General features: G+C 72.1%; 22 protein-coding genes and 3 pseudogenes. 8 read left to right on the top strand and 17 right to left on the bottom strand.

Features of this window, described 5'->3' with window-relative positions:
• Positions 1-181: 181 nt before the first annotated feature.
• Positions 182-403: a hypothetical protein gene (locus HDC93_RS28820; RefSeq protein WP_142166087.1), complete on the bottom strand. Its 222-nt coding sequence runs from the start codon at positions 401-403 to the stop codon at positions 182-184.
• A gap of 266 nt (positions 404-669) precedes the next feature.
• Here HDC93_RS28820 and HDC93_RS28815 point away from each other — a divergent pair, with 266 nt between their 5' ends.
• The 6 genes from HDC93_RS28815 (at position 670) to HDC93_RS28790 (ending at position 4,856) form a co-directional block, all read left to right on the top strand.
• The gene (locus HDC93_RS28815) at positions 670-1,104 is read left to right on the top strand and encodes an ATP-binding protein (protein WP_185013780.1); all 435 of its coding nucleotides are present in this window, start codon (positions 670-672) and stop codon (positions 1,102-1,104) included.
• Positions 1,105-1,305: 201 nt separating this feature from the next.
• On the top strand, positions 1,306-2,169 hold the full coding sequence (locus HDC93_RS28810) for a SigB/SigF/SigG family RNA polymerase sigma factor (RefSeq protein WP_185013779.1): 864 nt from the start codon (positions 1,306-1,308) through the stop codon (positions 2,167-2,169).
• A gap of 29 nt (positions 2,170-2,198) precedes the next feature.
• A complete protein-coding gene (locus HDC93_RS28805) occupies positions 2,199-2,462 on the top strand; it encodes a DUF5133 domain-containing protein (protein WP_185013778.1) in 264 nt (87 codons plus the stop codon).
• 136 nt (positions 2,463-2,598) lie between these two features.
• A complete protein-coding gene (locus tag HDC93_RS28800) occupies positions 2,599-3,432 on the top strand; it encodes an ANTAR domain-containing protein (protein WP_185013777.1) in 834 nt (277 codons plus the stop codon).
• Positions 3,433-3,556: 124 nt separating this feature from the next.
• Positions 3,557-4,393 (top strand): DUF1206 domain-containing protein, encoded by an 837-nt coding sequence (locus HDC93_RS28795; protein ID WP_185013776.1) that lies wholly within the window; start codon positions 3,557-3,559, stop codon positions 4,391-4,393.
• Positions 4,394-4,421: 28 nt separating this feature from the next.
• Positions 4,422-4,856: a hypothetical protein gene (locus HDC93_RS28790; protein ID WP_185013775.1), complete on the top strand. Its 435-nt coding sequence runs from the start codon at positions 4,422-4,424 to the stop codon at positions 4,854-4,856.
• 30 nt (positions 4,857-4,886) lie between these two features.
• Here the strand turns inward: HDC93_RS28790 and HDC93_RS28785 are convergent, their stop codons facing one another.
• The 9 genes and pseudogenes from HDC93_RS28785 to HDC93_RS28745 form a co-directional block, all read right to left on the bottom strand.
• Entirely contained in the window at positions 4,887-7,130 is a 2,244-nt protein-coding gene (locus HDC93_RS28785; protein ID WP_185013774.1) for an FUSC family protein, read from the bottom strand.
• Between the two features lie 84 nt (positions 7,131-7,214).
• Positions 7,215-8,582, bottom strand: coding sequence for an NAD(P)/FAD-dependent oxidoreductase (locus HDC93_RS28780; RefSeq protein WP_185013773.1), 1,368 nt, complete (start codon positions 8,580-8,582; stop codon positions 7,215-7,217).
• A 217-nt stretch (positions 8,583-8,799) separates the two neighbouring features.
• Entirely contained in the window at positions 8,800-10,527 is a 1,728-nt protein-coding gene (locus HDC93_RS28775; RefSeq protein ID WP_185013772.1) for a PP2C family protein-serine/threonine phosphatase, read from the bottom strand.
• A pseudogene (locus tag HDC93_RS38805) lies at positions 10,524-11,123 on the bottom strand (SpoIIE family protein phosphatase); the annotation flags it as partial. The gene HDC93_RS28775 and the pseudogene HDC93_RS38805, both read right to left, overlap by 4 nt.
• A 585-nt stretch (positions 11,124-11,708) precedes the next feature.
• Positions 11,709-12,092, bottom strand: a pseudogene (locus HDC93_RS28765) (ATP-binding protein); the annotation flags it as partial.
• Positions 12,093-12,533: an anti-sigma regulatory factor gene (locus HDC93_RS28760; RefSeq protein WP_185013771.1), complete on the bottom strand. Its 441-nt coding sequence runs from the start codon at positions 12,531-12,533 to the stop codon at positions 12,093-12,095.
• Positions 12,533-12,952 (bottom strand): STAS domain-containing protein, encoded by a 420-nt coding sequence (locus HDC93_RS28755; protein WP_185013770.1) that lies wholly within the window; start codon positions 12,950-12,952, stop codon positions 12,533-12,535. Before HDC93_RS28755 ends, HDC93_RS28760 begins: the two co-directional genes overlap by 1 nt.
• Positions 12,949-13,836, bottom strand: coding sequence for an STAS domain-containing protein (locus HDC93_RS28750; RefSeq protein ID WP_185013769.1), 888 nt, complete (start codon positions 13,834-13,836; stop codon positions 12,949-12,951). Before HDC93_RS28750 ends, HDC93_RS28755 begins: the two co-directional genes overlap by 4 nt.
• 265 nt (positions 13,837-14,101) lie before the next feature.
• Positions 14,102-14,494, bottom strand: coding sequence for an STAS domain-containing protein (locus HDC93_RS28745; protein ID WP_185013768.1), 393 nt, complete (start codon positions 14,492-14,494; stop codon positions 14,102-14,104).
• A gap of 348 nt (positions 14,495-14,842) precedes the next feature.
• Between HDC93_RS28745 and HDC93_RS28740 the strand changes: the two genes are divergently transcribed.
• Positions 14,843-15,214: a PRC-barrel domain containing protein gene (locus HDC93_RS28740; protein WP_185013767.1), complete on the top strand. Its 372-nt coding sequence runs from the start codon at positions 14,843-14,845 to the stop codon at positions 15,212-15,214.
• Positions 15,215-15,299: 85 nt separating this feature from the next.
• Here HDC93_RS28740 and HDC93_RS28735 read toward each other — a convergent pair whose 3' ends face one another.
• Both HDC93_RS28735 and HDC93_RS28730 read right to left on the bottom strand, forming a co-directional pair.
• Positions 15,300-15,734: an ATP-binding protein gene (locus HDC93_RS28735; RefSeq protein WP_030844024.1), complete on the bottom strand. Its 435-nt coding sequence runs from the start codon at positions 15,732-15,734 to the stop codon at positions 15,300-15,302.
• A gap of 117 nt (positions 15,735-15,851) precedes the next feature.
• Positions 15,852-17,750 (bottom strand): long-chain fatty acid--CoA ligase, encoded by a 1,899-nt coding sequence (locus HDC93_RS28730; RefSeq protein ID WP_185013766.1) that lies wholly within the window; start codon positions 17,748-17,750, stop codon positions 15,852-15,854.
• Between the two features lie 132 nt (positions 17,751-17,882).
• Here HDC93_RS28730 and HDC93_RS28725 point away from each other — a divergent pair, with 132 nt between their 5' ends.
• Positions 17,883-18,134: a DUF6480 family protein gene (locus tag HDC93_RS28725; protein ID WP_185013888.1), complete on the top strand. Its 252-nt coding sequence runs from the start codon at positions 17,883-17,885 to the stop codon at positions 18,132-18,134.
• Between the two features lie 28 nt (positions 18,135-18,162).
• On the opposite strand, the gene HDC93_RS28720 is transcribed toward HDC93_RS28725, so the two are convergent.
• From HDC93_RS28720 to HDC93_RS28700, 5 genes and pseudogenes are all read right to left on the bottom strand, one after another.
• Positions 18,163-19,251 (bottom strand): glutamate--cysteine ligase, encoded by a 1,089-nt coding sequence (locus HDC93_RS28720; RefSeq protein WP_185013765.1) that lies wholly within the window; start codon positions 19,249-19,251, stop codon positions 18,163-18,165.
• 111 nt (positions 19,252-19,362) lie between these two features.
• The gene (glgB, locus tag HDC93_RS28715) at positions 19,363-21,570 is read right to left on the bottom strand and encodes a 1,4-alpha-glucan branching enzyme (protein ID WP_185013764.1); all 2,208 of its coding nucleotides are present in this window, start codon (positions 21,568-21,570) and stop codon (positions 19,363-19,365) included.
• A gap of 3 nt (positions 21,571-21,573) precedes the next feature.
• Entirely contained in the window at positions 21,574-22,944 is a 1,371-nt protein-coding gene (locus tag HDC93_RS28710; protein WP_185013763.1) for a maltokinase N-terminal cap-like domain-containing protein, read from the bottom strand.
• Positions 22,945-22,972: 28 nt separating this feature from the next.
• Positions 22,973-24,709 carry a maltose alpha-D-glucosyltransferase gene (gene treS / locus HDC93_RS28705; protein WP_185013762.1) on the bottom strand — a complete coding sequence of 579 codons (1,737 nt, stop codon included), beginning with the start codon at positions 24,707-24,709 and terminating at the stop codon, positions 22,973-22,975.
• A pseudogene (locus tag HDC93_RS28700) lies at positions 24,706-25,137 on the bottom strand (alpha-1,4-glucan--maltose-1-phosphate maltosyltransferase); the annotation flags it as partial. The pseudogene HDC93_RS28700 and the gene treS, both read right to left, overlap by 4 nt.

Here is a 25,137-nt window from a genome sequence, read left to right as displayed (position 1 = left end):
ACCGGCCCCTGGGTCTGTTCGTGTTCGGGGGATCTGACGACCACAGATGCCCCTTGCGCCGGTACTCGTCCAGGGCTCCAGAACGGGTGCTCGCGTGTGGTCGGCAGTCCTGCGCGCCGGGTTCCGGGCGTGTGCCCCCGCCACCCGGCCCCGCCCGCGGGGGGCACCGGCCTCCGCCCGGTCAGTCCTCCGGCACGTGTTTGCCCGGAGTCACGATCTCGTCCAGCACCCGCAGCACCGCCTCGTAGGACATCTGCCGCACGGCCGCGTCCCGGGCCCCCTGCGGGTCGGTCGCGTCCAGCTCCTCGCTCCTGGTCCGCCAGGTCCGCTCCTCCTGCACCGCGCAGTCCCTCGCACGCCGGATACGCCGCAGCAGCTCGTCCGAATCCACCACATCGGTCATGCACACCGCGTACCCGCCCGACGGCCGGAGATGGCACCGGCCCACGACCGTTCGAGGTGTTTTCGGATCTTCCGGCCGCACCCGAGGTTTGCAGATGCGGGGAGAGGTGAGCCGAAGAGTATGACCGCGGCGCTCGCGCGGTGAGCGTCCCGAACGCCGTGGCAGGTGGAGCAAGCAGTGGGTCCGTGGACCCGGGCAGACCCGTGCGGGCGGCCCCGGAACGCGGTACGGACCCGGTATCCGTTCGCGCTGTCAGGGAGCTGCAGATGTGCGACGAGCACATGATCGAACCCGTCCTCGGTCCGCCCGGCGCCCACCGGGCCCGGCCGAGCAAGCCCGCCGAGGCGCGCCGGGCCGTGGAGCGGGCCGTGGCCGAACGCTGCCGGGCCACCGACACCGCGTGCGACACGGACGCCCTGTCGGACGCGCTGCTCGTCGTATCGGAACTGACGACCAACGCGATCCTGCACGGCGGCGGCGTCACCGACTTCCAGGTGGACGTCGACGGCCCCGGTGTGCGCCTCTCGGTGAGCGACGGCAGTGACGCACTGCCCGTGACCATGCCCCGCACCGACCCCCACGGACGGCTGCGGCACGGCGGCCACGGCTGGCCCATCGTCTGCCGGCTCTCCCGCGACGTCCGTGTGTCGGATCTGCCTGCCGGGGGCAAGTGCATCACTGCCGTCGTACCCCTGTCCTGACCACCCGCGAGCGGTGCCCAACAAATTGCACTGCGAAACGGAGTTTGTTCCCCCAGGCCCAGGGCAGACGCAATTTCGTGCTTCGGACCGGAGGCGCGCCAGCGGGAGCGGTACAACTGCCCCGGAGGCGCTTCCAGGCGTATCCGGGCAGCAACCATCCCGCGGTCAGTCCCTGAAACCACCGTTCAGGAGCGAATCCGCATGCTCATCGAAACGCCCACCCATCGTCCCGGCACGCCCGAAGCGACGACCACCACGCCCCGGCGGCGTCACGACGACGCCCCCGACACAGCCGCCCTCTTCGCCCGTATGGCGGAACTGGAAGAGGGCCCCGAGCGGGAGGCCGTCCGCGACGAACTGGTCACCCTGTGGCTGCCCATGGCCCACCGCATCGCCGGCCGCTTCCGCGACCGCGGGGAGTCGATCGAGGATCTTCGTCAGGTCGCCGCGCTGGGCCTGGTCAAGGCCATCGACCGGTTCGACCCGAGCCGGGGTGCCTTCGAGAGTTACGCCGTCCCCACCATCACCGGTGAGGTCAAGCGGCACTTCCGAGACCGTATGTGGGCCCTGCGAGTCCCCCGCCGTGTGCAGGAACTGCGCAACAAGGTGCGGGTGGCACGCCGCGAACTCACCCAGAACCCGGGCAGCCCCGAGCCTTCCGTGGCGGACCTCGCCACCCACACCGGCCTGACCGAGGAAGAGGTCAGCGCCGGGCTCGAGGCCCTGGACAGCTTCAGCACCCTGTCGCTGGACGCCGAACTCTCGGCCGACGACGACGGCTACAGCCTGGCCGACACCCTCGGCGCGGCCGACTCCTCCTACGACGTCGTCGTGGACCGCGAGTCCGCCAAGGAAGGCCTGCGCCGTCTGCCGGAACGCGAACGGACCATCCTCTACATGCGCTTCTTCGAGGACATGACCCAGAGCCGCATCGCCGACCATCTCGGCATCTCCCAGATGCATGTCTCCCGCCTCATCAGCCGCAGCTGCGCCCGGGTGCGCGACGAGGTACTGGGAGAGCGGACGGGTAACCGGGGCAGCGGCGGCCCCTCCACGACGGCCTGACCATCCGACCCCACGAGGAGCGAACAACCATGCTGAGGCCCCACCCCGCCGTGCTGCGCCGACTCGTCGACGAGTACGAGGCCCTGACGGGCGCCGAGGGCGCCCGCGGACCGGGGGAGCTGGATCCCAGGGCACGCGACCTGGCATACACGCTGTGCGTGTCGACCGGCACCCGCGACGTCCGGCACGCCCTGGAAGCCGCCCGCCAGTGGCTCGCCACCGCACCCGCGCCGGCCCCCGAGCCCGCCGCGCCGGCGAGCGGACAGCGCATGCCCACCCCGGAGCCCGCCTGATGAGCGTGTGCCGCTGACACGACGGGGAAGGCGAATCGGAACGAGAGCCCGGCCGGCGGCGCAAGCCCCGGCCGGGCCCGTTTCACGTCACCCCCGTCGAGAGTCCTGGAGTTCCACGTCCACAACCCGCCGGCCAGTGGCCGACGACGGCGAGCTGGAGTACCTGCGCGCCGAGCTGCGTGACCTGTGGGCCCGGGCTCGCGTCCGCCCGCTGATCTCGCAGGCGCAGGGCATCGTGCAGGAGCGCTACGCGCTGCCCGACGGCGAGAGCGCCTTCGCGCTGATGCAGCGGGCGTCACAGCGCTACAACGTCAAGCTGCGCACGCCGGCCGGTGTGCTGGTGACCGTGCCGCGCCCGGACGGGCCGGAAAGGCCGTGGTTCCCGGAACGCGTCCGCGGGCCGGAACCCGACCTCACCTTCACCCGGGCGCACCGCTCCGGGTCCTCCAGCCGCGGTGCCGTCCTGAAGGCCGTGCTGCGTTCCACCCTGGCGGTGGTCGGCACCGACATGGGCAATGTGCAGCTCGCCGACCCGGCCCGGGGAGGGCTGCGCATCGAGCAGCACACCGGCCTCACCGACGACTTCGTCGACTTCTTCGCCCACGTCGGCGAGGACGGCACCTCCTGCGCGCAGGCGGCACGGGACCTCGCCCAGGTCACCGTGCACGACGTGGAGAGTGCTCCGGTGTTCACCGAACCGGCCCGGCAGGCCATCCTCGCGGCGGGCAGCAGGGCCTGCCACAGTGTCCCCCTGACGACCGCGTCCGGGCTGTGCGTCGGCATGGTCTCGGCCCACCTGGACCGGCCTCTCGACGCACTGACGACGACCCAGACGAAGGCCCTCGACGCCATCGGCGGCCAGGCGGGCCGCTGGCTCGCCTGGCACGACGACACCGTGGTCCTGGACGCGCTGGAACATCTGCACGCCCTCGGCAGCGCCGGCCGCGGATCGCGGTTCCGGCGGTCCTGACCGGCTACGGAGGCGGCGCCGCGGCGCCGCCGGCGCACCGCCTGGAAGCGGAATCGCCTGGTCCGAGGGATGTGGAGGGTGTGTGAACGCCGACCCGGGGCATCCGCACTGCCGGGAGGTCGACATGAACACGAGTGCGATGGCACAGAGCGGTCGGTCCCGGGCCCCGCGGATGGCGCGGGGTTCGGTGACCGAGGGGGCGGCGCGGGCGGGTTTCGCCGCCCGGGGCGTGATCTATCTGCTCGTCGGAGCGCTGGCCCTGCAGATCGCCTTCGGCGGCACCGGGCGGCAGGCCGACCGCGGGGGAGCCCTGCAGGAACTGGCACAGAAGCCCTTCGGCGCGGTGCTGCTGTGGGCGCTGGGCATCGGGCTCGTCGGCATGGCCCTGTGGCGGCTGTCCGAAGCGCTCTTCGGCTCGATCGGCAAGGACGGCCGCAGCGCACGCAAGCGGCTGATGGCGGGGGTCCGCTTCGCCTTCTACGTCTTCGTCGCCTACTCGGTGCTGTCGTTCGCCCTCAGCCGCCACCAGAGCGGCGGATCCAGCGACCAGCAGTCCCGGGACGCCACGGCCAGGGTCCTGGAGATACCCGCCGGACAGTGGCTGGTCGGCGCCGCAGGCATCGGGATCGTCGTGGCCGGCGGCTGGATCGCCGTCCGCGCGGTGCTGCGCAAGTACCACGACAAACTCCGGCTGGGGCAGATGAGCCGGCGGACGCGGCAGCTGGTGGACGTCACCGGCGTGGCCGGCGGCGCCGCCCGCGGGCTGGTGTTCGCGGTGGCCGGGGTCTTCGCCGTCCGCGCCGCCATCGACTACGAACCCGACAAGGCCAAGGGCCTGGACGACACCCTGCGCACCTTCGCCGACACCCCGCTCGGCCCCTGGCTGCTCATCTGCGTGGCGGCCGGGCTGGTGCTCTTCGGAGTGTTCTCGTTCGCCATGGCTCGGTGGCGACGCGTCTGAGCCGCGTTTCGTGGGGAACACGATGCCAATGAGCGATTCCGAGATTCCGCATGGCGACGGCCGGCCCGTGGACGCGTACCTGGACCTCCTGCGCATCCGGATGGACACGGAGGACTACCGCCTTCTGATGCGCGCGGTGGAACCCGTTCTGGAGGCGATCGACGAGGAACGCCTGTCCAGCCTCGACTTCGCGCTCGGCTCCGGCGCCAACGACGAACTGCCCCAGGAGGTCCGTGACGAGGTGGCCCTCGTCATCGCCACCGCCGTCACCGGCCGCCTGGACAACGAAGTGGTCGAACTCGACGTCGACGACACCGGCCCGGTCAGGATCGTCACGGACGCCACCACCGCGTCCGACCCGGTCCGCCTCGGCGAGATAGCCGACTACATCCGGGACCGGCACAAGCAGACCGAGGAGCTGCGAGGCATCGCCGAGGTGAGCGGGCTGCCCACGGACTTCTGACGGGCGGCGGCCCGCACCCGCGGGCGGCGCTCACCCCTTGGGCGCCGCCACCGGCACACCCAGGGGCCGGGCGAGACCCACCACGGCCTCGTCCAGCCGCTCCAGATGCCGCAGCACGCGGTCGGTGATACGGCCGTAGCGCGGTGTGCCGGCGTCGGATCCCAGCAGGGAGGCGATGCTCGGCCCGGTCTCGACCTGCGCGCCCGCGTGCTCGTCGGCGACCCGGGCCGCGATGGTCTCGATGTTGCGCACCGTGCGTCCGGCGGCCCCGCGCAGTCGCGGGTCCGCCGCGATCGAGGGGTGTGTGGGCAGCAGCTCGGCGGTCGCCGCCAGCGTCCGCGCGTGGTACGCGCACGTCTCCAGCAGCGCCACCACGTACCGGGCCGTGTTGCGCCGGGTCCGCAGTGGCGTGACGGGGTGGGTCAGCGGCTGGGTCGCGGCCCGCAGATCTGCCAGCGCCTGGTCCAGGTCGCGCGCCTTGTCCAGCAGCTCGTCCGCCGGACCGCCGCTGAGCTGGCCGACGGCGGCCTCGGTGACCTCGGCCAGCCGCTCCAGCACGGTGCCGAGCAGCTCGTTCGTACGGCGATCCGTCTGCACCGGCAGCACCAGCGCCGCCGCCACCACCCCGCAGGCCGCGCCGAGTGCCGTCTCCTCGATGCGCAGCACGAGCACCTGAAGGCTGTAGGTGTGCAGCAGTGTGTACAGCAGCCCGAGCATCGCGGTGACGAAGAACGACATCAGGGTGTACGACAGCGGCGCCGAGTAGAACATCGCGAAGATCAGCACCAGGACCAGGGCGAACGCCGTCCAGGTGTGGTTGCCGACGAGGCCCGCCAGCACGATGCCGGCCACGGCGCCGAACACCGTCCCCAGCAGCCGCCGATACCCCTTGACCAGGATCTCGCCCGTCGACGACGTGTTGATGAAGACGATCCAGCACGTCAGCACTGCCCAGTACCAGCGCTGCGTGGACAGCAGCTCGCCGCCCACGATGGCCAGCGACGAGCCGACGGCGACCTGCACGGCCGCACGGGTGGTGGGCCGCCGCAGTCCGGTCTGCTCCTCCTGCTCGGCCTCCTCGCCGCCGCCGTCGATCGCGGCGTCCTCGGCGTCCAGTTCCTCGCGGGAACGGGCCGTCGCCGGGGAGTCGTCCGACTCGTCCTGGGGGCCGTCCAGCGCGATCCGCAGTCCGAGCACGGAGCGGGCGGACTCGCCGATACCGCGGAAGACGTCCTGGAGGGCCGCCGACGCGGGCGGCAGGTTCTCCTCGTCCCGGTAGCCGAGGAGCCGGTTGCGCACATGGGCCAGCCCGGTGCCCGTGTCGCCGCTTCCCGCCCGCAGCACCAGGGTGTGCAGCGCCAGCAGATCGCGGCGGAGCGTGGCTCCGGCCTCGTCCGGCATGCCCGGACCGGCGATCGTCGGTGCGGGCGCGCCCGGCAGGTGCAGGGTCAGTGTGTCGGCCCGTTCGGCGGTGCGGGCGGTCAGCAGCAACAGGCCGAGCCGCTCGGCGGCGATCTCGGCGTCGGCGATCCTGCGCTGCACGAGCCGTGCCGCCGACTCGTCCGGGGTGCCCTCCTCCAGCTGTCCCTGGATCATCATGGCCGTCTCGTGCAGCCGCGCGGTGCCGTCGCGCAGGGCCTTAAGCGCCTTGTCCATCTCCTCCGCGGGGGCGTCGAGGAGTTCGAGCTGCGCGGACACCAGCTGGGCCAGCCGGGCGCGGAAGGCCAGGCGCAGCCGCAGCAGCACACCCGTGGGCGTCGCGGGCACGACCGCGAAGCGCATCAGGGCACTGGAGCAGAACGCCACGGCCATGGCACCGCACAGCTCGGGCAGCGTGTCGACGGTGGCGCCGACGAACAGCGACAGGAAGTAGACCTGGAAGCCGATCAGCCCCAGCGCGGTGCCCCGGTCGCCGAAGCGGCGGCCGTAGACCGCGCAGAAGATCAGGACGACGAAGAAGGCGTCACCGATCACGACCCGCGTGTTGAGCACCGCGCTCAGGGACACCGAGGCCAGGGCCACCGGAAGCCCCAGAGCCAGGGTCACGGCCTGGGCTCCGAGCTGCTTCTCCCGGATGGCGAAGGTGGCGACCATCGCCGCGATGGCCCCCGCCACCAGAATGTGCACGTCGGCGCCGAGCAGGGAGAGCACGGCCAGCGTCAGTGCGATCGCGCCGACCGTTCGCAACCCGGCCGTCAGACGCAGCAGACCCGGGTCGGACGCCGCGATCCGGTCCCGCAGTCGTGCCCGCACCGCGCGTCCCGCTGCCCTCACGCCGCCGCACTCTCTTCCGACTCACACCAAGATCCGTATCTCAGCATGACATGCCACGAGCGGAAGCTCCCGCCCGGCCCGCTCCTAGTCCGGCCGGGGCCCGTCGACCCGCTCCCGCACCTGCTCCGGCGTCAGATAGGCGTCGGTGTACTCGAAGTCCTTCAGCCGCGCGGCCTTGCGGGCCTGGAACCCGGTCCGTACGAAGTCGTCGCCGGCGACCGCGTTGAGCAGCCAGTTCGTCATCACCCGCGTCTTGGCCACGTTGGTGCGCAGTGCCGACCAGTGGTAGCCGCGGGCCACGGCCTGGGCGGGCAGGCCGCGCAGTTCGATCCCCAGCGGCTTGGACACCGCGTCGGTGCCGCCGAGGTCGACGACGAGCCCGAGGTCCTTGTGGACGTACGGCTTCATCGCCTGGCCCCGCAGGGACGCGATGACGTTGTCGGAGACGTGCCTGCCCTGCCGCAGGGCGTGCTGCGCGGTGGGCGGGCACATGGCGCCGTCCCCCTTGGCCAGGTCGGGCACGGCGGCCGAGTCGCCGAGCGCGAACACCCCGTCCTCGCCCGGCAGGTTCATCTCGGAGGCGACCGCGAGCCGCCCCTTGACGGTCTCCGCGCCGAGCGTGGCGATGAGCGGGCTGGCGACGACCCCGGCGGTCCAGATGAGCGTGCGGGTCGGGATCACGCGCCCGTCGGTGAAGGTGACCTCCTCGGGCCCCGCCTTGGCGATGGAGGTGCCCAGCGAGATCTCGATGCCCCGCCGCCGCAGAATCTCCTGCGCGCTGCTGCCGAGCTTGTCGCCCAGCTCCGGCATCAGCTTCGGCGCGATGTCGATCAGGTGCCACTTGATGAGACCCGGGTCCAGCCGCGGGTAGCGCTTGACCGCGGCATGCGTCAGCCGCTGCAGGCACGCCGCGGTCTCGGTGCCCGCGTAACCGCCGCCGACCACCACGAACTGCAGCCGGGAAGCCCGCTCCACGGGGTCCTGGCTCGCGTCGGCCAGGTCCAGCTGCGAGATGACGTGGTCACGGATGTACGCCGCCTCGGCGAGCGTCTTCATCCCGAACGCGTGGTCCGTCAGCCCCGGGATGTCGAAGGTCCGGGTGATGCTGCCGGGCGCCAGCACGATGTAGTCGTACGGCTCGTTGACGATCTCGTCGGTGATGGTGCGGATGACGCAGACCTTGGACTTCAGGTCCACGCCGATGGCGCCGCCCGGAATGATCCGCGTGCGGTACTTCTTGCTGCGGCGCAGGGAGACGGCGATGGACTGCGGCGTCAGCACGCCGGAGGCGACCTGGGGGAGCAGCGGCAGGTAGAGCTGGTAGGCGAACGGCGTCACCAGCGTGACGTCGGCCTCGTCCGGGGAGAGTTTCCGTTCCAGACGGCGGACGCACTCCACGCCGGCGAAGCCTGCGCCAACCACCAGGATCCTGGGTCGTGTCACGGTGTTCATCCCTTTCTGCGGCTCCAGGCGGTCTGCCTCGAACGCCTTCCGACTGCCCCTGGATCGCCGGTTCGCACCCTTTCGATCCCACCGTGTGTCCCGCCGGTGCGCCACTCGGACGCGGCGGGCAGACGAACGCGTCGATCACCACCATGCCCGCACCGTGGCCGAAAAGCACCAGGCGGGAGTGAAGAACGCGTGCACACCGGGCCGGTCGGACCCGCCGTCAGGAGCGGGCGCCGCCTTGGAAATGACAGAGCAACAGACACACGTCGTCGTCCCGCTCGGAATCGCTCAGCAACGGATGCAGAAGCCGGTCCGCCGACCCCTCCAGATCCGCGTCCAGTTCCGCGGAACTGGACGCTCCGAGCGCCGTGGCCAGCCGCTCGATTCCCGGGTCTATGCCCTGCGCACGCCGCTCCACCAGCCCGTCCGTGTACAGCGCGAGCGTCGAACCGGGTTCCAGCCGCTCCGTGTGGTCGGCGATCTCCTGGGTGAGCGGGATGCCGAGCATCGCGCCGGGCTTGGCGTCGAGGGTGCGCACGGTGCCGTCGGGCAGCCTCAGCACCGGCGGCGGATGCCCCGCGGCGGCCCAGGTCAGCGTGGGCTCGTCCGGGTGGAACCGCGCGATGACGGCGGTGGCGTACAGGTCCGGCTGGAGATGGTGCAGGAACCGGTGCAGCCGGGTCAGCAGCCGGCCCGGGCTGTCGCCGTCGACGGCGTACGCCCGCAGCGCGGTGCGCAGCTGGCTCATCATGACCGCCGCGTGCAGACCGTGGCCGGTCACGTCACCGATGACGGTGATCAGACCGCCGTCCCGCTGAGGGAACGCGTCGTACCAGTCGCCGCCGATGTTCAGCCCGTGCGTGGCCGGAAGGTACCGCGCGGCCAGGCTGAGGCCCGGGGTGGTCGGCAGATCCGTCAGCAGGGCGCGCTGCAGCGTCTCGGCGATGTCGCGGTTGTGCTCGAAGCGCCGGGCGTTGTCGATCGCGATGCTGGCCCGCCGGGTGAGCTCGATCAGCATCACCGCGTCGTCCGGGTCCCAGCGCGCGCCGGGCGGCGACAGTGTCAGGACTCCCAGAGGCGCCCGCCGCGTCGGCAGCGGCACACACAGCAGCGGCCGCCCGGATTCCAGCGCCGACGGCGGCTGGTCCTCCACGCCGGGCAGGTTGCCGGGGTGATCGGCGGCGTACTGGGGCCGCCCGGTACGGGCCGCGACCACGGCCGCGGCCGGATGCGGCACCGAGCGGTGTCTGTCCTCCTCGTGGTCGAACAGCCAGACGTCGACGCTGCTCGCGTACTCCGGCACCAGCAGGTCCGGCAGCCGGCGCACGATCTCCTCGTGGTTGAGCGACGCCGTCAGCACGGCGCTCGCGTCCGCGAGGAACATCAGCCGGCGCCGGGCGCTCTCCGCCTCGTTGCGGGCGGTGCGCTCGGCGGCGAAGGCCTCGCGCTGGGCCCGGCCGGCCGCGTCCAGCTCGGCGTGCAGGGCAAGGACGCCCTGGTTGGTCTGGTGCAGCTCCTCACGGTGGAAGAGGACCAGATCCTCCTGCTCGGTGAGCTTGTCCAGCACCACGGCCGTGTCCTCGTCGGCGCCGAGCAGCGCCTCCGACAGGGCGGCGGGGTCGGCGGCCACGGTGCCGTCCTCGGCGGCCTCGGCCGTCTCGGGGCAGGGGACGGTGACCTCCCAGAGCGGCTCCCCGGCGGCGCACGCCTCCGGCGACGGGGTCACCTCGACGTGCAGCAGCCCCTCCTCGGCGGGGGAGCCCGCCAGGTCCATGGTGAGCCGCCAGGTGCCGCCCTTGGTGAGGCACTGGCGCAGGTGGGCGCTGAGGGCGGCGGCGAGCCGGGTCCGCTCGACGGTGGGCACACCGTAGGCGGCGGCCAGGCGCGCGAGCGAGATGCGGGCGCGGGCCGCGTCGGTGACGGTGGTGATCTGCCAAGTGCGCGTCATGGGCGTTCCGGCGGGGTCGAGGCCAGCACGGCCACGGCGGTGTCGTCCCGCACCGGCCGGGCGGGACTGCTGGTGTCACGTATCGTCACGGCGGCCGTCACGGCCGGGTCGGCCGCGGGCAGCCCCGGCCCGGACGGCGGCGTCCAGCGGCTGGGCAGGCCGTCGGTGTGCAGGATCAGCAGCGGGTCGTCCGTCCAGTCGGCCTCCTCCTCGCGGAGGGTGGCGGGCCGGTGCACCCCGACGATGCCGGGCCGCGACAGCAGGTGGTGCCAGGTACCGCCGGTGCGCAGTCGCGCCCCCACGTTGCCGATTCCGGCGAAGCGCAGCCGCCCGGCCGCCAGGTCGAGCTGGGCCATGGCGACGGCCGCGCCCCGCGTGCCCTTCAGCGCGTCGTGCAGGCGCCCCAGCGACTCGGCGGGGGAGAGGTGGGCCCAGCGGTACAGCGCCGCGACCGCGGCCGACGAGGCGTGTGCGGCCTCGGGCCCGTGCCCCAGCCCGTCCGCCAGCATCAACGTCACCCGGTCCCCGGCCCGGACCCACGCCCAGGCGTCCCCCGAGTACTCGGCTCCGCCGTAGGGGATGTTGACCCCACCGGCCTGTACTCCTGTGACCGGCAAGGAACGGGTCTGCGGGGCGCTTTTGGGATCCGGGGAGCCGCCGACCGGTGCCGTACGGCGGGCCGGGTCGGCACCGGCGTCCGCGAGACCGTGGGCCCGTGCCGTCCGGGAAGCCCGGTCGGTCCCCGGGGTTCCCGCATCCGCCGGCCCGTGAGCCGGTGTCGCTCGAGGGGGCGGAGTGCCTGCGTCCGCGAGCCCGTGAGCCGACGCCTGAGGGATCGGCGTACCGGTGTGCCGGAGGGCGAGGCCCGGTGCTGTCGGAGGGACCGGCGCGCCCGTACCCCGGTGGGCTCGACCTGGCGCTTCGTACGGCCCCCGCGCTGCCGCCTGCGCACGGCCCGCCGCCGGCGCGGGACCGCCCGTGGTGCCCTGAGCCTGTCCGGCGAAGCCCGGCACTCTGCCGGACACCGCCGCGTGGCCCGTCAGGCCGCCGCAGGCCGCCGTGCCGAACGGCGGCTCGCCGTCGGTCCACCGCCCGCCGGCGGCGACCCCGTCCTCGGGGTGCACCGACGTCTCACCGCCCCGGGGCGTCGTGCTCACGCGGGCCACCGCGACCGTGCCGCGGCCGGGGGCACTGTGCAGGGCGAAGCCGTCGGAGAGGCGCTGGCACGTGCCGAGGCCCGCGCCGAGCGAGCGGCTCGTGGAGAAGCCGTCGCGCAGCGCCGCGGGCACGTCCGCGATGCCCGGGCCGTGGTCGATCGCGGCGATCTGCACCGCCCGGGACCCCTCCCGGCCCTCCCACGGCACCGGCGGAGTCACGACGTCGATGAGCACCCGGCCACCCTCGGCGTGCTTCAGCAGATTCGTGGCGAGCTCGGTCGCGACCAGCGCGGCCGCCGCGGTGCGCCGCTCGTCCAGCCCGGCCAGCGCGGCGGCGTGCTCCGCCGCGACCCGCGCGTCGCGCACCCGGGTCGAGTCGCGCACCGGCACGTCCCACACGCGCGGCATTCAGACCTCCTCGCGCGGGCGCGGCGGCCGGCCCACCCAGCAGGTCACCCGCACCGTGGTGCCCGAGCCCGGCGTGGTGTCGATGTCGAAGTCGTGCACCAGCCGCCGCGCACCGCTCAGCCCCATCCCCAGACCGCCGCCGGAGGTGTAGCCGTCGCTCAGGGCCAGGCCGAGGTCGGCGATGCCCGGCCCCTCGTCGGTGAAGGCCAGCCGCAGCCCCTGCGCGCCCGCCCTGCCGACCTGCGTCGCCTCCATCTGTCCGCCACCGCCGTGCACCAGGGTGTTGCGGGCCAGCTCGCTGGCCGCGGTGACGAGCTTGGTCTGGTCCACCAGGCCGAAGCCGAGCCGGGCAGCGGCCTGCCGTACGTGCTGGCGCACCCACACCAGGTCCATGTCCGACCGGATGGGCAGGCAGGCCTCGACGCCCGCGGCGGTGTGCATCACGGACTCTCCTGACGCGGGCTGCCGGGGCGGGTCACCGGGGCCTGCCGAGAGAGGAGCTCCATGCCGGCCTCGGCACTGAGCGCGGTGCTCAGCCCCGGGAGCGTCAGACCCAGCTCGACCAGGGTGATGGCGACCGCCGGGCGCATGCCGGCCACCACGGTGCGCGCGGCCAGCAGCCCGGCCTGCGCGGCGATCTCGGCCAGCACCCGGCCGAGGAAGGAGTCGACGATCTCCACACCGGAGATGTCGATGAGGACCCCGCGCACCCCGGTGCGGGAGATCGTCTCGGCGAGGTCCTGCTGGAGCTGCTGCGCCGTGCTGTCGTGCAGGTCCCCCTGGAGCGTGACCAGCAGGACGTCGCCGAGCCGGAGGACCGGCACATGGCCGGCCACGGGACGGGGGTGGGCGTCGTTCACCGCAGACCCGCACCCGAGTTCACGATGTCCGCGCCGAGCTGGTGCAGCGCGTACCCCAGCGCGTCGGCGAGGCTCGCACGGGTGATCACGTCCAGGTCCAGGCCGAGATGCACGATGGTCTGCGCGATGGCGGGGCGGATGCCCGAGACGATGCACTCGGCGCCCATGAGGCGCGCCGCGGCGACCGTCTTCATCAGGTGCTGCGCCACCAGCGAGTCGACCGTCGGCACCCCGGTGATGTCGAGGATCGCGAACCGCGCGTGCTGGTCGACGACGGCGTTCAGCAGCGTCTCCATCACGATCTGGCTGCGGGCGCTGTCGAGCGTCCCGATGAGCGGCACGGCCACGATGCCGTCCCACAGCCGGATGACGGGCGTGGCCACCTCCATCAGCTGCATCCGCTGCCGGTCGCTGAGCGCCTGCCATTCGCTCAGCGCGGTCTGCATGGCCACCAGCCGCAGGGTGCCCGTCAGCACCGTCAGCGCGGTCGAACAGGCCCGCAGGTGCTCGGGCGGTGCCTGCTCGAGATCGGCGGCCAGCAGGTTCTCCACGGGCGGCCGCAGGGCGGCCAGTTCGCTGGAGACCTGGGTGTTGCTCAGCCCGGCACGGGAGCGAGCCGCTCCCATCCGGCCCAGCTGCTCGCGCACGGCGCTGAAACCGGCGGCGTCCGGGTTCTCCACCTGGCCCGAGTCGGCCACCTGGGCCAGCGCGTCCACGACGGCCTTGCCCGCTTCCACCGCCTCGTCGCGCGAGACGGTGAACACGGTGCGGAACAGGGGCTCGTCCGCCCACCGCTGGGCGATCTGCTCACGCCGGCGGTGCAGGAAGTCCCTGACCTCGTCGGTGGGCGTGGCGAGCTGTCCGTCCGCTTCGTGCTCCGGCACCTGGTTCTCTCCTCATCCGCGTTGCGTCGACCGAGCCCGCTTCTGGCAACGAGACGGCGATGTGACACTTGCCGGGCGACAACTCTAACCGTGCGCCGACCTCGCACGACACCTGCTCCGGGGCAACCGATCCGGTCCGGGGAAACGGCGGTCGGCGCCCGCCGTTTCCGGCCTGCGAAGGGGTGAGCCGCCGTCCGGGCACGGCGGAGCGAGGGCACCGGACCACCGGTCTTCGCCGGCGCCGTACCCGAGGGGACCCGGACCGTCAGACGCTCGGCTCCTCCGGGAGGTCAGGCCCCGCGTCGACACGGGCCAAGGCCTCGTCGACGCTCTCCGATATCGGCACCGTGATGCTGACGCCGGTCAGATCGAGGATGCGCCGCACGGCCGGCGTCGGGCTGATGACGTGCATGCTGCCCTCGGTCTTACGGGTCTCCTGGTACACCCGGAGAATGATGTTCATCCCGGACGAGTCCATGAAGGGCACGGACGAGAGGTCGATGAGGAAATGCCGTCGGCCGTGGTGGAGTTGGTTGGCCAGATGGGCCTGGAACTCGGTCGCGGTGTCGACGTCCAGGTAGCCGTCGACCGTGATCAGGGCCACGTCCTCCCGGGGCAGTTCGACTTCCACGGACAGCGGGTTCTGGGCGAGGGGCACGGATACCTCCAACAAGTGCTACGGCCTGGGCTGGTCACCTCTGGGGATGACCGCGGTGCGAGGGGATCCGGGTCGTTCTCCGGACTCGAATGCCGATTCTCATGCGCCTCCCTTCACGGACGGGCTTCGGATGTCACCGCGCCCCCGCGCTTACCCCGGAATCCACCCTCCATGCCCCGTCCCCGGAAGCATCGTCGGGACCGGCCCGCCGGAAGTCGCCCGCGGTCGCAGGTGTGCGCGCCGAATGCGCTTGCGGCAGCAGGGTAATTGCTGCTGTGGAACGGGTCGGACGCGAGGCGTCCGCCGCAGCAATCGCGATCAGCGCATCGCCAGGGAGGATGGGGCAGCGTGGCCATCGACAGAATCTGGTCGTACGCGCCGGACAGCGGTCACACCGAGGGGCAGGACCTGACCGGGTACGCCGTCGCCGCGACCGACGGCACGATCGGGCACGTGGACCGGGAGGCAGCCCCGCACGACATGCGGCACCTGGTCGTCGACACCGGCGTCTGGGTGTTCGGCCGCAGCGTCCTGGTGCCGGCCGGAGTGGTCACCGGCATCGACACACAGGGGAGGAAGGTCACACTGGCCTGCAGCAGGGCAGACGCCAAGGCGGCGCCCCGCTTCCAGACCGACAGCGAGACGAGGGACCAGGAGTACCTGCGGGCGGTGGGGGACTACTACGACCGGCTGCCGCCGCGCGAGACGGCCTCGGTCTGAGCCGGTCACGGGCGCACGGCGCCCGTGACGCTCCCGGCTCGTCAGGGTGAGAAGACCAGCAAGGCAAGACGCGTCACGGCAAGTCTCACCAGGGCAAGAACACGTGCACGTCCTTGCCGCGGTCGTCGGCCACCACGCTCACCTGGTCGCAGAGCGTGTGGATCAGGTGCCAGCCGATGCCCCCGCCGCCGCTGCGCGGATCGAAGGGGCGAGGGGCGGGCTCCGTCGTGCTGGTGTCGTGCAGGACCACATGCACCCCGTCGAAGGTCCGGCGCATCCGCAACGCGAACGGACCCGGGGCGTACTGGACCGCGTTGGCGGCCAGTTCCGTCACCACCAGCAGGATGTCGTCCCAGTACTCGGGGGCAGAGGGCGGGGCGGAGCGTGCCAGATCACGCAAGAACTCCTCCGCGGCCAGCCGCGCACCTGTCACGTCGTGCGGCTCGCCCACGAAACTGTTCGTGCGGCTCGGGATCTCCTCGGAGGTCAGGGCGTCGTCCCCACGCGGCTCGGTTGACATATCGCCTTTCCGGCCCGGGCGTCAGCGAGAGCTGTCGTCAGGGCTGTCGTCCTTTCTCTTGCGTCGCCACTGTTGCGTGTTCCCGAGTGGGCGTGGCCTACGCGTCCGGCCGCACGCTCAGCGGAACACATTGTCGGAATCGTCCCAGTTCGAAGGTTCGTCCGGGGCGCTCGGCCGCCCCGGACGCCTGCGTGACCGGTACATCGCGTCGATCTCGGAGGCGTAGTGCCGCACGATCTCGTCCCGGCGCAGCTTCATCGACGGCGTGAGCAGCCCGTTGGTCACGTCGAACGACTCCGGCAGAACCCGGAACACCCGGATCGACTCCGACGGCGACACGACACTGTTGGCGGCGGCCACGGCCCGCGCGACCTCCTCCCGCAGCGCGTTCTCCTCCCGGGCCTCCCGCATCTCGCCCTGCAGCGCCAGCCCGGCCCGCCAGTGCGCCAGGAACTCCGGATCCAACGTGATCAGGGCGCCGACACAGGGCCGGTTGTCCCCCACGACCACGGCCTGGTGGACGAGCGGGTGCATCCGCAGCCGCTGCTCCAGGGCCAGCGGGGCGACGCTCTTGCCGCTGCTGGTGATGATGATGTCCTTCTTGCGGCCGGTGATCGTCAGATAGCCCTCCGCGTCCAGCCGCCCGAGATCCCCGGTGGCGAGCCACCCGCCACGCAGCGCGGCCCGGGTGGCGGCCTGGTCGCCCACGTACCCCTGGAACACCGACGGGCCGCGCACCAGGATCTCCCCGTCCTCGGCCACCTGGATCTCCATGCCGGGCAGGGCCTGCCCGACCGTCCCCGACTTCTCCCGGCCGAGCGGCTGCATGGTCACCCCGCCGGCGGTCTCCGTCAGGCCGTACCCGTCGTGCACATAGATGCCGATGCCCTCGTAGAACAGGGACAGATCACGGCTGAGGGGGGAGCCGCCGGACGTCGCTCGCTGCACCCGCCCGCCCAGCGCCGCCCGCAGCCTGCGGTACACCGTGCGCTCGTACAGGGCGTGCTGGAGCCGCAGGTCGAAGCCGGGCCCACGGCCGCGGTCCAGCCGCTGGCGTTCCAGGGCCGCAGCGAAGTCCCGGGCCGTCTCCGCGGCCCGCTCGAACAGTCCGCCGTGGCCCCCCTGCTGCGCCGTGCGCAGGAAGTTCTTGTAGATCTTCTCGAGGACCGACGGGACGGCGTAGAGGTACGTCGGCCGGAAGGTGAGCAGCGCCGACGACAGCGCCTCACCGCTCAGATCGCCCTGGTGCCCCATCAGCAGCCCGCCACGCACGCACAGCCCCTGGATCATCAGGCCGTACACATGGGAGAAGGGCAGGAACGCCAGCACGGAGCCCTGCTCCCCGCGCGGCGCCGCCGTGTGCCCCCAGCCCGCCAGCAGCGTGTCGCAGGGGCCGGCCAGGTTGCGGTGGCTGAGGGCGCAGCCCATGGCGTGTCCGCAGGTGCCGGAGGTGTAGGCGATGACGGCCGTGGAGTCCGGCAGCACGATGCGCCGCATCGAGTCGACCGTGGCGATCGGGATGAACTCCCCGCGGTCCGTCAGCTCCTCCAGGGCGCCCGCGTCCAGCTGCCAGACGTGGCGCAGCAGCGGCAGCGACGCGCACACCGAGCCGACGGTCATGACGCCCTGCTCGTCCTCGACGACCACGGCCACGCAGCCGGCGTCCCGCAGGATCCACTCCACCTGGTCGCGCGAGGACGTCGGGTAGACCGGGACGACCTCGGCGCCCACGGCCCACAGCGCGTAGCACAGGACCGTCCACTCGAACCGGGTGCGCGCCATGATCGCCACGCGGTGGCCCGGCGCGATCCCGGAGGCGATCAGTCCCTTGGCCACGTTCACCACCTGGTCGCGCAGCTCGATCGCCGTCACCTCCTCCCAGGTCGTGGAGGCGGGATCGGCCCGGCGGGCGAGCATCGGCCGGGTCGGTTCGCGGTCCGCCGTCTCGAAGACGCTGTCGGCGAGCCCGCCGGTCAGGGGCGCCACGGCCGGGGGAGCGAGGGCGAGGTCGCGCATGCACTGCTCCTGACGTGTACGGGGTGTGACATTGCCGACGGGTACCGTCATCGGCGGTGCTCGAATGTAGTCGAGTCAGGACCCTTCGGGGTCGGAAAATACGGAAGTGGACCCGCCGATGATCTGGGCGTGATGAGGGGACCCGGGGGACATGACTCACATCAGCCCGATCCGGAACCCGAACGCACCACCGGTCGGGAACCCGGCGGCGGAGTACCGCCGGGCGAGACCCCGCCCGCGGAGGGCAGCATGCCGGAAACGCTGCCCCGGGAGACGCACAACCCGACCAGGGGATGGGCCGGGGCGCCGCTGACCGTGATCATCGTCATCGCGGTGCTGATCGCGGCGTTCTTCCTGGCCTACGTCTTCGTCCTGATCCTCTGAACCCCGTGCCCGAGCAGAACGGAACGCCTCACGCCTGCGTCTGGCGGACGCACTCGGTGACGACGTCCCGCAGATTCCCCGTGCGCTCCATCAGCGCGCGCTGCACCTGAGCGCCGTTGCCCCTCCTCAGCAGTTCCTCGCAGGCGGCCCGGGTCCGCTCCAGGTCCCCGGTGCCCGCGAGGGCCTCCTCGACATGGTCCAGCAGGGCACCGACCACGGCCTCGGCGGACGTGCGCCGCATGGTCTCGGGGTGCAGCAGCGCGCCCGAAACGCCGGAGCGGGCGGCCTGCCAGTCGGCCAGCCGAAGCAGGCTGACACCGTGCCCGAGCGGCTCCCGGCCGGCCCGCCACTCCCGCGCCGCCGTCTCGACCAGCCCGCGGACGAGGGTGGCGATCAACGCGGCCGTGTCGGCGTGCAGGCAGACGTCCGAGACCCGGATCTCCACCGTCGGGTACTGCTGGGACAGCCGCGCGTCGAAGTAGATCATCCCGTCGTCGAGGATGACGCCGGTCGCCACCATGTCGGAGATCAGACGGTGGTACCGCTCCGCCGAGCCGAAGATCTCGGCCGGGCCGGCCGACGGCCAGCGCCCCCACACCCTGCTGCGGTAACTGCTGTACCCCGTGTCCTTGCCCTGCCAGAACGGCGAGTTCGCGCTGAGCGCCCGCAACACCGGCAGCCACGGCCGCAGCCGGTCGACGACCGCGACGCCCTCCTCGTCGGACTCCACCGACACGTGCACATGGCAGCCCATGACGAGCTGCTCCCGGGTGGCGATGCCGTACTGCTCCTCCATCCATTGGTAGCGCCGGTTGACGCCGATGGCCGGGCTGACGGGCAGCGGTGAGGTGGCGAGCGCCGCCACGGTGCAGCCGATCTCCCCCGCGTGCCGGGCGGCCTCCTTGCGGCACCGGACGATCTCCGCGCGCAGGCTCTCCATGGACGACTGCGGATGCGTGGCGAACTCCAGCATCTGCTCGTGGAGTTCCTTCTCGAAGACGTCCTGACCCGCGTCGTCCTTCTCCGCCCGGGCGAGCACCGCCGCGGACAGCGCCCGCGGTTCCCCGGTCTCCGGATCGACCAGGAGTAGTTCCTCCTCCACACCCACGGTGCGCACCTGATGCCCGCCCTTCTGTGCCCTGCCGCGTCGTACCACCGGGTGCTCCCGGTGGTACGACCCCCAGTGCCCCTCACAGGGGGGTGGGACACCTGCCGGGGCGACAGGACTTCACAGGGCGAACGGCGTCAGCCACACCGTGGCGAGCGGAGGCAGCGTGATGTGGACACGGCCGTCCTCCGGCTTGACCGGATCCGGGTTGGTGACGCCGCTGCCGCCGTAGCGCGTGGCGTCGGTGTTGAGACGTTCCTCCCAGGCGACGACGTCACCCGGCACCCACAGGCCGTAGTCCTGCCGCACGACGGGGGAGAAGTTCGACACCGCCAGCAGCGGACGGCCCTCGGCGTCGTAGCGCAGGAACGCGAAGACGTTGTCGTCGGCCGAGTCCACCGCCACCCACCGGAAGCCCTCCGGGCGGGTGTCGCACTGCCACAGCGCCGGCGTCCCCCGGTAGGCGGTGTTCAGGTCGCGGACCAGGTCGCGCACGCCCCGGTGGTCACCCGCCGAGTGGTAGCCGTCGTCGAGCAGCCACCACTCCGGGCCCTGCTCCACCGACCACTCGGCCCCCTGCGCGAACTCCTGCCCCATGAACAGCAGTTGCTTGCCGGGGTGGCCCCACATGAAGCCGAGGTAGGCACGGTGGGTGGCGCGCCGCTGCCACCAGTCGCCGGGCATCTTCGACACCAGCGCCTGCTTGCCGTGCACGACCTCGTCGTGGGAGATCGGCAGCACGTAGTTCTCGCTGTAGGCGTACACCATCGAGAACGTCATCTCGTGGTGGTGGTACTTGCGGTGCACCGGCTCGTGGGCGATGTACTCCAGCGAGTCGTGCATCCAGCCCATGTTCCACTTCAGCCCGAACCCGAGCCCGCCGGTGTCGGTCGGCCGGGTCACGCCGCCCCAGGCGGTGGACTCCTCCGCAATGGTGACCACGCCCGGCGCCCGCCGGCACACGGTCGCGTTCATCTCCTGGAGGAACCCCATCGCCGCCAGGTCCTCACGGCCGCCGTAGGCGTTGGGCTCCCACCGGCCGTCCTCGCGCGAGTAGTCCAGGTAGAGCATCGAGGCGACGGCGTCCACGCGCAGCCCGTCGATGTGGAACTCCTCGCACCAGTACACGGCGTTCGCGACGAGGAAGTTGCGCACCTCGGTGCGGCCGAAGTCGAACTCGTACGTGCCCCAGTCCGGGTGCTCCGCACGCCGGTCGTCACCGGGCTCGTACAGCGGCTCACCGTCGAACCGGGCCAGTGCCCAGTCGTCCTTCGGGAAGTGCGCCGGCACCCAGTCCATGATCACGCCGATGCCGGCCCGGTGGCAGGCGTCGACGAAGAACCGGAAGTCGTCCGGCGTGCCCAGCCGGGACGTCGGCGCGTAGAACCCCGTGACCTGGTAACCCCAGGAGCCGTGGAAGGGGTGCTCGGCGACGGGCATCAGCTCCACGTGCGTGAAGCCCAGGTCCTTGACGTACGCAGGGAGTTCCTCGGCGAGCTGCCGGTAGGTCAGCCCCGGCCGCCACGACGCCAGGTGCACCTCGTACACCGAGAACGGCGCCTCGTGCACGGGCGTGTCGGCGCGGTGCCTCATCCACTCGGTGTCGCCCCACTCGTAGTGCGATACCGTCACGATCGACGCGGTGTTGGGCGGCTCCTCGCAGCGCCGGGCCATCGGGTCGGCCTTGAGGAAGCGGTGCCCGTACCGGGAGTGGATCTCGAACTTGTACGCCGTGCCCTCGCCGACACCCGGCAGGAACAGCTCCCACACGCCCGAGGCGCCCAGGGACCGCATCGGGAACTGCGTGCCGTCCCAGTGGGTGAAGTCGGTGGCGACCCGCACGCCCTGCGCGTTCGGCGCCCACACCGTGAACCGGGTGCCGGTCACGCCCTCGTGGGTCATGGGCTGCGCGCCGAGCGCCGTCCACAGCTCCTCGTGGCGGCCCTCGCGGATCAGGTGCAGGTCGAGCTCGCCGAGCGCGGGCAGGAAGCGGTACGGGTCGGGCGTCTCCTGCTCACCGGCCTCGTACGCCACGTGCAGTGTGTACTCGGGGATCGCGTCCAGCGGCAGCACGCCCGAGAAGAGGCCGTCGCCCTCCGAGACGAGGGCAGTGCGCCGGCCGTCGATCACCACGCTCACCGCGCGGGCGAAGGGGCGCAGCGCCCGGAACACGATCCCGCCGGGCGCCGGGTGGGCACCCAGCAGCGCGTGCGGATCGTGATGGGCACCCGCCAGCAGGCGCCCGCGGTCCTCGGGACTCAGGGCGGGGGCGGTCGTGCTCGGGACCGGGCCGGACGGCTCCGGGATTGAGGTGTCGCGCAGGGCCACGGCTCAGTCTCCTCTCACGGCGAGGCGCTCGATCGCCGCCATGGGTACAGGCAGCCAGTCGGGGCGGTGCCGTGCCTCGTACAGCACCTCGTACACGGCCCGGTCCGTCTCATAGGCGCGGAGCAGTCCGTGTTTCTTGCGTGGGTCCCAGCCGGCGCGGGCCGCGTAGCCCGCGCAGTAGGCCTCGCGGCAGCGGCGGGCCCACTCCGGGCGCCAGGGGCGGCGCTGCCGGGCGGCGTAGTCGAAGGAACGCAGCATCCCGGCGATGTCCCGCACGGGGGAGTGGGCGCTGCGCCGTTCGGAGAGCGGCCGGGACGGCTCGCCCTCGAAGTCGATGACGAACCAGTCGCGCCCCGCCCGCAGCACCTGACCCAGGTGCAGGTCACCGTGGATGCGCTGGGCGGGCGGCCCGGGATCGCAGCTTGTGAGGGCCGCGAACGCGGTCCGCAGACCCGGCACGAACGGCTGCAGCGCGGGCACGCAGTGCGCGGCGGCGTCCAGCCGCTCGATCATCGCCGCCGCCGTCTGCCCGTTCTCCCCGGGCCCGCCGACGGGGAACGCCGACGCCAGCGCGAGGTGCACCTCCGCCGTGGCCGCGCCCAGCGCCCGGGCCTGGGCCGTGAAGTCGTCCCCGGCGGCCAGCGCGTTCAGCCCCAGCGTCCAGCCGTCGGAGGCGTCCCGCAGATACGGCTGGAGCACGCCGAGGGTGGCCTTGAACGGATGGTTCGTCTGGAACCAGGCCACGGGCGCGGGCACCCGGTGACAGCCCTGTCGGGCCAGCGCGCCCGGCACCTCCAGGTCCGGGTTGACGCCCGGCTGGATGCGCCGGAAGACCTTCAGGATGTACTCGTCGCCGTAGACCAGCGAGGAGTTGGACTGCTCGGCGTCCAGCAGCCGCGGCACCAGTCCGGCGGGCACCGGCTGGTCCGGGTCGCAGTCGAAGCGCAGGGGGCCCGCGGTGCCCGGATGCCGCAGCAGGTCCAGCAGCAGCTGGGCCGAACGGGGGTCGTGCAGCGCGTCGTAGACGGTCAGGCCGGCCAGGGGCCCGTCCTGCACCCGCCCGATCAGCGCCCGTCCCAGCCGCGGCGAGGGGTGCTCGCGCACGCCTAGCAGCAGCTGATAGCAGTCGCCGGCCGCAGGAGCCCCGCCGGGCGAGGGCACGCCCGTGTGGCCGGCGTGACCGGCGTGGACCAGCAGATGCAGACAGCCCGGGAAGAGCTCGGTCATCGACAGCAGGCCGAGCTCGGTGACCGGCCGGTCCTTGCCCGCGAACCAGCGCTGCCGGGGCAGCCAGTCGCGCAGCAGCCCGCCGAGCGACTCCATGGGCTCGGCCAGGCGCGCGAGGTCCGGGCGCAGGGATGCGGTCTTCGGCATGGTCACGCCTCCTTGTCTCGGCGCAGGCTCACAGTCGCCGGCCGATGCGGGATGCGACTCGAGTGAGCCGGAACCAGTAGAAGCCGTGGCCCCCGAGGGTCAGCAGGTACGGCAGCTCGCCGATGGCGGGGAAGCGGACCCCGCCGAACAGCTCCACCGGGTGCCGCCCCGCGAACTCGCGCAGGTCCAGCTCGGTGGGCTGCGCGAACCGCGCGAAGTTGTTCACGCACAGCACCAGGTCGTCCCCTCCGTCCCCGGAAACGGGGGCCTCGCGCAGGAACGCCAGCACCGCCGGGTTGGAGGAGGGCAGTTCGGTGTACGAGCCGAGTCCGAAGGCCGGGTTCTGCTTGCGGATCTCGATCATGCGGCGGGTCCAGTGCAGCAGCGAGGACGGCGAGGCCATCGACGCCTCGACGTTGGTGACCTGGTGGCCGTAGACCGGGTCCATGATCGCCGGGAGGTAGAGGCGGCCCGGGTCACAAGTGGAGAAGCCGGCGTTGCGGTCCGGCGTCCACTGCATGGGGGTCCGGACGGCGTCGCGGTCGCCGAGCCAGATGTTGTCGCCCATGCCGATCTCGTCGCCGTAGTACAGGATCGGCGAACCCGGCAGCGACAGCAGCAGGGCCGTGAACAGCTCGATGGTGTGCCGGTCGTTGTCCAGCAGCGGGGCCAGTCGCCTGCGGATGCCGATGTTGGCGCGCATGCGGGGGTCCTTGGCGTACTCGGCCCACATGTAGTCGCGCTCTTCGTCCGTGACCATCTCGAGCGTGAGCTCGTCGTGGTTGCGCAGGAACATCCCCCACTGGCAGCCCGAGGGGATGGCCGGGGTCTTGGCCAGGATTTCCGAGACGGGGTAGCGGGACTCGCGGCGCACCGCCATGAAGATGCGTGGCATGACCGGGAAGTGGAACGCCATGTGGCACTCGTCGCCGCCGCTCGCGTAGTCGCCGAAGTAGTCGACGACGTCCTCGGGCCACTGGTTGGCCTCGGCCAGCAGCACGGTGTCCGGGTACAGGGCGTCGATCTCGCGGCGGACGCGCTTGAGGAACGCGTGCGAGGCGGGCAGGTTCTCGCAGTTGGTGTCCTCGGCCGCGTAGAGATAGGGCACCGCGTCCAGCCGGAATCCGTCGATGCCCAGGTCCAGCCAGAACTTCAGCGCGGCCAGGATCTCCTCCTGGACGCGCGGGTTCTCGTAGTTGAGGTCCGGCTGGTGGGAGAAGAACCGGTGGAAGAAGTACTGGCCGCGCACCGGGTCGAAGGTCCAGTTCGAGGTCTCGGTGTCGACGAAGATGATCCGCGCGTCCGGGTAGCCCTTGTCGTCGTCGGCCCACATGTAGTAGTCGCCATAGGGCCCGTCGGGGTCCTTGCGCGACTCCTGGAACCAGGGGTGCTGGTCGCTGGTGTGGTTCATGACGAAGTCGATGATCACGCGCATGCCGCGCTGGTGGGCGGCGTCGACGAACTCCACGAAGTCCGCGAGGTCGCCGAACTCCGGCAGCACGGCCGTGTAGTCGGAGACGTCGTAGCCGCCGTCGCGCAGGGGGGACTTGAAGAACGGCGGCAGCCACAGGCAGTCCACGCCGAGCCACTGGAGGTAGTCCAGCTTCGCGGTCAGGCCCTTGAGGTCGCCGACGCCGTCGCCGTTGCTGTCCTGGAAGGAGCGGACGAGCACCTCGTAGAAGACGGCGCGCTTGAACCACTCCGGGTCACGGTCCCTCGCGGGGGTGTCCTCGAAGGTGTCCGGCACGGGCTCGTTCACGGTCATGACGTTCCTGCCCCTGGGGTCGCGTGCGCGGCGGGCGGGGACTGGACGTGAAAGACGTGCGCGGGAGCCCGCCCCGGCTCGAGGCGCACGTAGTTGTTCCTGCCCCAGTGGTAGGTCTCGCCGGTGAGCTCGTCGCGCACCGGCACCGACTCGTGCCGGTCCAGGCCGAGGTGCGGCATGTCGAGCGAGACCGTGCCCTCCTGGGCGTGATGCGGGTCGAGGTTGGCCACCACCAGCACGACATCGGATCCGCTGCGCTTGCTGTACGCGATGAGCGCGTCGTTGTCGGTGTGGTGGAAGCGGAGGTTTCTGAGCTGGTGCAGTGCCCGGTGTTCCCGCCGGACGGTGTTGAGGCGGGTGAGCAGCGGGGCGATGGTGCGGCCCTCGCGTTCGGCGGCGGCCCAGTCGCGGCGCGTGAGCTGGTACTT

The sequence above is a fragment of the Streptomyces sp. AK010 genome (genome assembly GCF_014207295.1).
In the GTDB taxonomy this organism is placed as follows: Bacteria; Actinomycetota; Actinomycetes; order Streptomycetales; family Streptomycetaceae; genus Streptomyces; species Streptomyces massasporeus.
The sequence above is the reverse complement of the archived record's forward strand: the minus strand, read 5'-3'. Positions and strand labels throughout refer to the sequence as shown.